At 74.1% G+C, this 3,344-nt stretch carries 1 protein-coding gene; it reads right to left on the bottom strand.

Annotated features, from left to right (window positions below):
- A partial coding sequence (locus ACTIDRAF_RS0213240; protein WP_026066061.1) for a condensation domain-containing protein occupies positions 1-3,344 on the bottom strand: 3,344 nt, incomplete at both ends.

A 3,344-nucleotide genomic window follows, 5' to 3' on the forward strand; every position in this document is an offset into this window, starting at 1 on the left:
GGGGGAGCCGGTCGGCCGCCGCGTCCAGTTCCGCGTAGGTGAGTTCGGCTCCACGTTCGACCACGGCCACCCGGTCGGGTGCGGCGCGGACGGTCTGGTCCACCAGCTCGGCGAGGTTGAGGTCGGGGACCTCCACCGCCGGGCCCTTCCCCCAGGAGAGGAGGTTCTGGTGGTCGGCGGGGGAGGTCGAGTCCAGGCTGGCCACCCGTGCCCCGGGGTTGGCCGCACAGGCGGCGAGCAGTTGGACGAACCGGTCGAGGAGGTCACGTCCGCCGATGCCGGTCCGGAGCGCCGCTGGCCTGGCCGCGAGCCGCAGGCGGAGGGTGTCGGTCGGTTCGACGACGAGCGCGAGCGGGTAGTGCGCCCCGTCGTGGACCCCCACCTCGGCGATCCGGACCGCTGGACCGCCGCCGGCCACCGGGGTCCGGTGGGAGATCTCGGTGGGCCGGAGCGGGTAGTTCTCGACGACGACGGTGGTGTCGAACAGCGGGGTTCCGCCCGCCAGTTCCTGGATCTCGGCGAGACCGAGGTGCTGGTGGTCGAGCAGCGCGGTGTCCTCGCGGTGGAGCCGCTCCAGGAGTTGTGCCACGGTTTCCGACAGGCGGACGCGAACGCGGACCGGGACTGTGCCGATCAACAGCCCGATCGTGCGGTCGATGCCGGCGATCTCGGGTGGCCGGTGGGCGACCGTCGTTCCGAACACCACGTCCCGGGTCCCGGTGAACTGGGCGAGGAGCAGTGCCCAGGCCGCGCGGACGACGGTGTTCAGGGTGACACCGCAGGACCTGGCCAGCTGGTCCAGGCTCTCGGCGAGATCGCGGGGCAGGTGCGCCTCGTGCTGTTCGGCGGCTCCCGCGTTCTGGGACGGGCCACCGCGACGGCCGAGCAGGGTGGGTTCGACGGGTGGGTGGACGGGCTGGTCGCCGCCGCCCGGCTGGCCGAGCAGTGCTCGGGCCCAGGCGGCGCGGGCGGCTGCCCGGTCCTGTCGCCGCTGCCACGCCAGGAACGTGCGGTACGAGGCGGCGGGCGTGGCGGAGACGTCCTGGTGGCCGAGCAGCTCCGCGACGAGCAGGGGCAGGGACCAGCCGTCGAGGATCAGGTGGTGGTGGGTGAGGACGAGCGTCCACCGCCTCGGCCCGGTCCGGGCGAGGGCGAACCGCAGGAGCGGCGGGCGGTGCGGAACGAGGGGGTGGGCTCGTTCGCTGGCGAGCAGCGCTTCAAGCGCCTCCGAGGTCGGCGAGACCGTGCCGTCGGCGGTGAGGTCGACCTCGAGCCACGGCACGGTCACGTCGGCGCGCCATACCTGGACGGGCCCGGCGGAACCCAGCGTGACGAAGGCCGCCGTCAGGTTCGGGTGCCGCTCGGGGAGGCCGCGGACCCGCTCACGCAGGTCCGCCGGGTCGAGGGGCCCGTCCAGGGTGAGGGAGAGCTGGACGAGGTAGGGATCGGCGTCGTCGTTGCTGAGGTCGCGGTGGAACAGCAGCCCCTGCTGGAGCGGGGCCAGGGGGAGGACGTCGTCGAGTGGCGCGGGGTACCAGGCGGTGAGTTCGTCGACGGCGAGCTGGTCCAGGGCGACCAGGGGGAAGTCGCTGGGGGTGTGTCCGCCCAGGCCTGGGCGGCGCAGGGCGATCGAGGAGGTGCGCAGCGCCTCCCCCCACCTGGCGAGGAGCTCCCGTGTCTCCGTCTCGGGCAGGAGCCCCGCCGGCCAGGTGAGGCGCACCACCAGCCGGGGGCCGGCGGTGCCGCGTTCCACATGGGCTTCGGCGGTGAGGGGGTGTGTGAGCGGCAGCTCCGGATCGGCGCCGACCGCGAGGGGCGTCGTGTCCTGTCCGGGTAGTGGTGCCCACTCCCCTGCCTCCGCCAGGTCGAACCTGCCGAGGTAGTTGAACGCCAGCTGCGCCGAGGGCGTCGGGAGGGGCTCGCCGCCTGCCGCGGCGCCGTCCCGCAGCCGGTCGGCCTGTCGGAGCAGCCCGTGGCCTGCGCCCTGGTGCGGCATGGCGCGCAGATGTTCCTTGACGGACTTGAGCACCCGGTCGAGGTGGGCGGCGTCACCGTCCGAGGTCACGGTGTCGGGGACCGGTGCGAGGTCGAACCAGACGGGTCGAATGGTGGTGAACCAGCCGACGGTGCGGGACAGGTCGAGTTCTTCCGGGTCGGCGGCGCCGGCGGGAGCACCGATACCGGCTTCCCTTCCGTGGCCTTCGACGTCCACGAGCAGGCTCAGCGGTTCCCTCCCCGGCCGCTGGGACCGGATCGCGACGAGGAGGGTCGCGAGCAGCACGTCCTCGAGGGTGGCGTGGTAGCGGGCGGGGATCGCCGCCAGCAGCGGAGCGGTGTGGTCCGGATCAAGGGCGAGGTGCACTGTTCTGGCGGTGGCCGCGGTGTCCTGGCTGGGGTCCAGCGGCCGGCAGCCCAGGGTGATCGGGGCGGAGGAGTGGCCGCTGAGCCGCGCCGCCCACCTTGGTCGTTCCCCCTCCAGCGCGCCGCCGACGACGAGTTCGCGGAGCCGCGCCGCCCAGGAGCGGAAGGAGACGGGGACAGCGGGGAGTTCGACGGGCCGGCGCAGCCGGATCAGGCGGTGGGCCTCGGCGAGGTCGGAGAGCAGGATGGACCAGGAGACGCCGTCAACGCAGAGGTGGTGGGCGACCAGCAGGAGTTGGCCCGCCGTCGAGGGGCCCGGGTCGAACCACACCAGTCGCGCCATCCGACCGGCGTCGGGGTCGAGCCGGGCGCGGGCCTCGGCTGTTCCGTCCTCGAGCGCGGCGGGGGTGGCTGCTCCGTCGACGCGGGTGAGGCAGTCCTCTGCCCGGACGTGTCCTGGCGGGTCGACCACGAAGCGCCAGGTGGTGTCGTCGGGGTCGCGCAGGAGTCGCAGCCGGAGCGCGTCGTGGTGGTCGAGCACGGCCTGGAAGGCGAGCACGAGCTCCTCTGGTGTCGTGCCAGCCGGGGTGCTCACCAGGACCGACTGGCTGAACCGGGCGATCGGCCCTCCCCGGGCGCGGAGCCAGTCCATCACGGGTGTGGCGGGGACCTCCCCGGCGTCGCCGTACCGGGCTTCCCGTCGTTCCCGGCTGCTTCCCCGCTCGGCGGCGGCCGCGAGGGAGCGCAGGGTCCGGTGCGCGAAGACGTCCGTGGGGGTGAGGGTGAGGCCGGCGGCGCGGGCGCGGCTGGCCAGTCGGATGGCGGTGATGCTGTCTCCGCCGAGGGCGAAGAAGCCGTCGGTGGGCGCCACGGACGGCAGTCCGAGCACGTCGGCGACCAGCGTGGTCAGCAGTGCCTCCCCGTTCGAGGCGTGGAGGTCGTGGTGTGGTGCAGGCGCGGCACCAGCCGTTTCGGGGCCGGGC

Origin of the sequence: Actinoalloteichus spitiensis RMV-1378, from assembly GCF_000239155.1 — a bacterium.
Lineage (GTDB): Bacteria > Actinomycetota > Actinomycetes > Mycobacteriales > Pseudonocardiaceae > Actinoalloteichus_B > Actinoalloteichus_B spitiensis.